Annotated in this window: 6 protein-coding genes; 1 reads left to right on the forward strand and 5 read right to left on the reverse strand. The window is 72.5% G+C overall.

The genetic code is table 11. The features are described 5' to 3' along the window. From EST54_RS33115 to EST54_RS33135, 5 genes are all read right to left on the reverse strand, one after another. On the reverse strand, positions 1–1,616 hold a 1,616-nt coding region (locus EST54_RS33115; protein ID WP_244942669.1), incomplete at its 3' end, for a copper resistance CopC/CopD family protein. 73 nt (positions 1,617–1,689) lie between these two features. Further along, positions 1,690–2,133 carry a copper chaperone PCu(A)C gene (locus EST54_RS33120; RefSeq protein ID WP_129251379.1) on the reverse strand — a complete coding sequence of 148 codons (444 nt, stop codon included), beginning with the start codon at positions 2,131–2,133 and terminating at the stop codon, positions 1,690–1,692. Beyond that, positions 2,130–2,777, reverse strand: a complete 648-nt coding sequence (locus EST54_RS33125; protein WP_129251380.1) for an SCO family protein — start codon at positions 2,775–2,777, stop codon at positions 2,130–2,132. Before EST54_RS33125 ends, EST54_RS33120 begins: the two co-directional genes overlap by 4 nt. A 90-nt stretch (positions 2,778–2,867) precedes the next feature. Then, positions 2,868–3,641, reverse strand: a complete 774-nt coding sequence (locus EST54_RS33130; protein ID WP_372448259.1) for a YcnI family copper-binding membrane protein — start codon at positions 3,639–3,641, stop codon at positions 2,868–2,870. A gap of 130 nt (positions 3,642–3,771) precedes the next feature. Continuing rightward, positions 3,772–4,611 (reverse strand): hypothetical protein, encoded by an 840-nt coding sequence (locus EST54_RS33135; protein WP_129251381.1) that lies wholly within the window; start codon positions 4,609–4,611, stop codon positions 3,772–3,774. A 246-nt stretch (positions 4,612–4,857) separates the two neighbouring features. On the opposite strand from EST54_RS33135, the gene EST54_RS33140 reads away from it, so the two are divergent. Next, on the forward strand, positions 4,858–5,200 hold a 343-nt coding region (locus tag EST54_RS33140), incomplete at its 3' end, for an ATP-binding protein (RefSeq protein WP_135796917.1).

Here is a 5,200-nt window from a genome sequence, read left to right on the forward strand (position 1 = left end):
GGGTCGGGGGGGTCGGTGGGGATGCCCTTGGGGGTGCCCTTGGAGGAGCCTGCGTTGTCGGAGGCAGAGGCAGAGGCGGAGACGGAGGGGGAGGTGGAGGCGGAGGTGACGGTGGTGGCAGCGGCCGAGACGCCGACGGTGGCCTTCTCCGCGCCCGCGCCGGTTTCCGCGCCCGCGTCCGCCTCCGCATCCGCGTCGGCCGCGACCTTCTCCTCGGCCCCTTCGGCCCCTTCGGCCCCCTCCGTCGCCTCAGCCGTCGCGCTCGCCCCGGCCCTCTCCGTCTCCGTAACCTCGCCCCCGGTACCTTCCGCCGCCGCCGGCACCTCCGCCAGCCGATCCGTCCACCGGCGCGACACCCAGGCGATCCCGACGAGCACCACGACCAGGCCCGCCTTGAGCAGCAGCAGCCACCCGTACGTCGTGTCGGTCAGCGCGCGCCAGGTGCCCACCTGCCGCCAGGACTGGTAGAGGCCGGTGGCGACCAGTACCAGCACCGAGCCGAACGCGATCCGCGAGAAGCGGCGTACGGCGGCCCGCTCCACGGGCGGACCCCAGTACAGGGAGGCCACCAGCGCCGCCAGCCCGCCGAGCCAGGTGGCGACCGCGAGCAGGTGCAGCACGTCGACCGGCATCGCGACGGCGGTCTGCAGACCGGTCGAGGCGTGCTCGGCCATCGCCCAGGTCGCGGCGAGCCCGGCCGCGATGATCAGCCCGCCGACGCCGAGCCCGAAGGCGAGCTCCTTGCGCTGCTTGGCCGACGCCGTGGCATCCCGCGGCTCCTCGCCCGGCTCCGCCGGTTCCTGCGTCCGCGCGTACGCCCCGAAGAGCACCGCCACGAGCAGCGCCGCGGCGGCGAGCAGCAGCAGCCGGGAGACCAGCGCCGCACCCGGCTTGGTGATCAGGACCTGCTGGAGGCCGCCGAAGTCGAAGACGTCGGCGAGATCGCCGGACCCGGTGTAGGGGGTGCGCAGCAGCAGCATCGCGACGGTGGTGCCGGTCAGCAGTGCCCAGCCCTGGACGACCAGCCGCTGCACGGACCGGACGAGGGCCGCGGCCGGCCGGCAGGCCACCACGAAGGCGGCGCCGCCGACCAGCAGAACGAAACCGGTGTACGCCAGCGCCCGGGCGATGCCGTAGAGCGCGCCCACCAGGCCGCCGCCGGCCTTCTGCACGGGAACGGTGGCGGTGGTCTTGGAGGGCGCGCCGACCGAGAAGGTGAAGGCGCCGGAGACGGGGTGGCTGTCGGCGGAGACCGCCTGCCAGGCGACGGTGTACGTACCGTCGCCGAGCCCCGCCGGCAGCCCCGCGCCGTATTTCACGACGTTGCCGCTGCCCAGCTTGCGCAGCTTGCCGCGGTCCACCCGCTTGCCCTTCGGGTCCAGGACCCGGATGGAGTCGTCACCCATGGCGACGCCCTCGGAGAAGGTGAGTGCCACCTGCTCGGGGGCGTGGTCCACCACCGCACCCTGCGCGGGGGTGCTGCCGGTCAGTGCGGCGTGCGCCGAGGCCGGGGCGGCACCGCCGAGCCCGCCGAGCAGGGCGCCCGCCAGCGCCACCGCGACGACCAGCAGGCGCAGCACGGCGGACCGTCCCGGCCGAAGCCCGGTGGTGACCATAGTGATCGCTCCCCTTACTGCGTCTACTGGGTTGTCTGGGGTGAACCGGCCGGTGCCGTCTCCTGGGAGCCGGCTACTGCTTCGGTGCGTAGGTGGCGGCCTTGACCGGGACCTCCACCTTGATCGGTTTCGCGGTGGCGAAGTGCAGCTCGATGGTGACCTTGTCGCCCTCGGCCGGCTTCCTCGTCAGGCCCATGAACATCAGGTGGTTGCCGCCGCGGCCGAGCGCCAGCTCGCCGTTGGCCGGTACGGGCAGGGAGTTGACCTGCTCCATCTTGGTGCCGACCGTTTTGTGCAGCGAGATGTCCTTGGCCAGGTCGCTGGTGACCGAGGTGAGCTTGTCCGCGGTGCCGCCGCTGTTCTTGACCGTGAAGTACGCACCGGCCATGTCCTGGGTGACCGGCTGCGGCATGTACGCGTCGGCGACCTTGAGCTTCGGGGCACTGTCGCCGCAGCCCGCCAGCACGAGACCGGTGGTGAGGGTCAGGGCGGCGGCGAGGGTGGTGCGGCGGTTCACGGGTTCTGTCCCTTGATGATCTTCGGCAGTGCCTTGGTGTAGTTGTCGGAGGTCGCCTCCTGCATGCCCATCCAGTGGATCTTGTCGTCCTTGGGGGAGCTCAGCAGCACCTGCGCGCCATGGGTGGAGACGACATCGCCGTTCTTCTTCTTGACCGGCTTCTCGATGCCGATGTTCACGCTGCGCGCGCCGGCCTGGATGGTGTCGAACTTTCCGGTCAGCCCGGTGAAGTCCTTGTTGATGCCGCCGAGCCACTTCTTCAGGGCGGCCGGGGTGTCGCGCTCGGGGTCGGAGGTGACGAAGACGACCCGCAGGTCCTTCTGTTCGGCCTTCGGCAGCTGCTTCACCGCGACCGCGATGTTGGCCATCGTCAGCGGGCAGACGTCCGGGCAGTTGGTGTAGCCGAAGTAGATCAGCGTGGGGTGGCCCTTGGTCTGCTTCAGCAGGTCGTACTTCTTGCCGCTGGTGTCCGTCAGGACGAGATCCGGCTTCGCCATCGGGCTGTCGAGCGTGACGATCGGCTTCGCGGCGGTGCCGCCGGAGACCTCGGCGGCGGGCTTGTTCTGGTCGTCGCCGTTGCAGGCGGTGAGGCTGAGGGCCGCGGCCGCCGTGAGGGCGGACGCCAGCAGAGTTCTTCTACGCATTGCAGACAAATCCTGTGAATCCTGTGTGGTGAATCCCGGGCGTCCGGGAGGGACCGGGCCGGCACGGTCGAGCGCCGGCCCGGCCGGTGATCAGGCGCCGCGGCGCCGGCCGGCGAACACGCCGAAGCCGACTCCGACGATGCCGACGACGATGCCGACGGCGCCGAGGACGCGCGCCGTGGTGTCGCTCCCGGAGGACGCGTCCGCGGCGGCCGTGTTCCCGCCGTCCTTGGCCTCGCTCTTGCCGGCGGCGGCGCCGTGGCCGTCCGCCTCGGCCGCGGTGAGCTTGAGGGTCGGCGCCGGGTTCTCCGGCTCCGGTGCGCCCTCCTTGGAGGGCTCGATCCAGCGCACCACCTGCTTGTCGTCATACGTCTGCAGGGCCTTGAAGACGACCTGGTCGGCGTCCTTGGGCAGTTGCCCGACGGAGAGCGGGAACTGCTGGAACTGGCCCGGCTCGACACCCTTGTCCTCGGCCGTCCACGTGATCTTCGAGGGCGCCTCGGTGATCTTCTCGCCCTCCATCTCGATCGGCTTGGGGAGCTTGGCCTTGGTGATCGACACCTTCCAGCCCGGCACCGGCTGCGGCATGACGGACGCCAGCGGGTGGTCGGTCGGCAGCGTGACTTCGAGCTTCACCGTCGAGGCGTCGTCGCGCTCGTTGGGCACCTTGAAGTTGACGGTGGCGAAGCTGCCCTTGGCGGCCGTCTCCGGCTGCACGCTGACGTGCGCGAAGGCCGGTCCGGCGAGCAGCAGCACGCCGCCGGCCGCGAGGGTGCCCACCAGCGGAAGCCGGCGCGCGTAGCGCCGCGTCCGCGACGACTCCGGCTGCTGCTGCGACTCCGGCTGCTGCGACGGCTCCGCCATCGTTGAGTTGCTCGACATCGAAAAACACTCCACAGGAAGGAGAAAGGTGCTGATAACGGTGCAGGTGGCGCGCGTACGGCGACGACGCGCGAGCCCGTACCTCTCCTGTCGGAGCGTGGTTCGCGTGACGTCAGGCCGCGAGGGCGAGGGTGGGTGGCCCGCGCCTGATCACACTGTGGTGGAGTGCGGGGTCCTTCGGGCCGGGTTTGTCATCCCCGTACGAAACGGGGGCACGCAGCGCCTCGTCGTGCGCCGCCGCGAGGTCCGCGAGCAGGGCCCGGGCCAGCCGGAGCGCCCCGCGCACCGCGCCCGCCAGCGTCTGCACCGTGCTCTCGTACGCCGCCGGCGCCGACAGCCGGACCAGCCGCCACAGCGCCGCCTCGCCCCGCCGCAGCAGCCAGCCGACGGCGAGCGCGGCCAGCAGATGCCCCAGCAGCATGGGCAGCGAGGACAGCAGTGCGTCGGGCACCGTGGGGCCCGGGGCCGTGCCGCCGGCCATCGGGTGCCCCGATGGAGCGGTCAGCCCGGCGGCCGATGCCGCGTCGAAGCCGCCCGAGCCGAGCATCCGGCGCGCCTGTGCGCCGTCCATCCGGCCGCCGCCGAACCCGCACATGACATGGCGGGCAAGGGCGATCGCCGCTTGGTCCGAGAGCCCGCCGGAGCCGTGGCCGCCGCGGACCATCGCGGGTCGCGGGCTCTGGCCCCAGGCGAAGAGGGTGTGCAGGCCGAGCTGCCCCACGGCAAGACCCGTGGCGATGCCCGGCAGCGAGCGCTCCCGTCCGGCCAGCGGTGCCGCGATCGCGAAGATCACGGCAGCGGCGACGCCCAGCGTCCACAGCGGGACGGGGGCGCACGAGGCGGCGACGTGCCCGGCCGCGGACAGCGCGACACAGGCCGCGGCGAAGACCGCGGCCCGCAGCAGCCGGAGATCGGCAGCCGCGCGCGCTGTGGAGGCGGGCGGGGGAGTCATGGCGGCGCCATCATCCCACTGCACTGATGGGCGGCCTACGGCAGGGCGGCGCCAAGGGGCGCCTCCCGGGGCGGCCGAGGCGGCCGACGGGGCGCGCAAGGGCGCATGGGCGGCGCTGCACCTACACCGATGCGCTCACTCTTCGCATCCGCCGAATGAGCGGTATCACGTCCCGGACATGCTTACGGACCTTGAGGCACGGCAATAGGTATCGATATGTCGAGCCGCGGCCAGGAGGCTGGAGCGATGAGCATCTGGTGGTCACTCCATTTGCGGCGCGAGGCCGCGAGCGTCCCGCTCGCCCGTCGTCTGCTGCTGGGCACGATGGAGACGGCGGGCGTGGACCCGGACATCTGCTACGACTTGGCGGTGGCCCTGTCCGAGGCCTGTGCCAACGCCGTCGAACACGGCGGGGACGCCGCCTCCGAGGACTACCGCGTCACGGCGTTCATCGACGGCGACACCTGCCGCATCGAGATCACCGACTCGGGTCCCGGCTTCCGCCCCCGCCCCGCGCCCCCCGCGGGCGGGGCGGCGAGGAAGCGGCGGCGTCGGGGGGGGGGGAGGGCCCCCCCGCCCCCCCCGGGGG

This window comes from Streptomyces sioyaensis (genome assembly GCF_004122735.1).
GTDB lineage: Bacteria > Actinomycetota > Actinomycetes > Streptomycetales > Streptomycetaceae > Streptomyces > Streptomyces sioyaensis.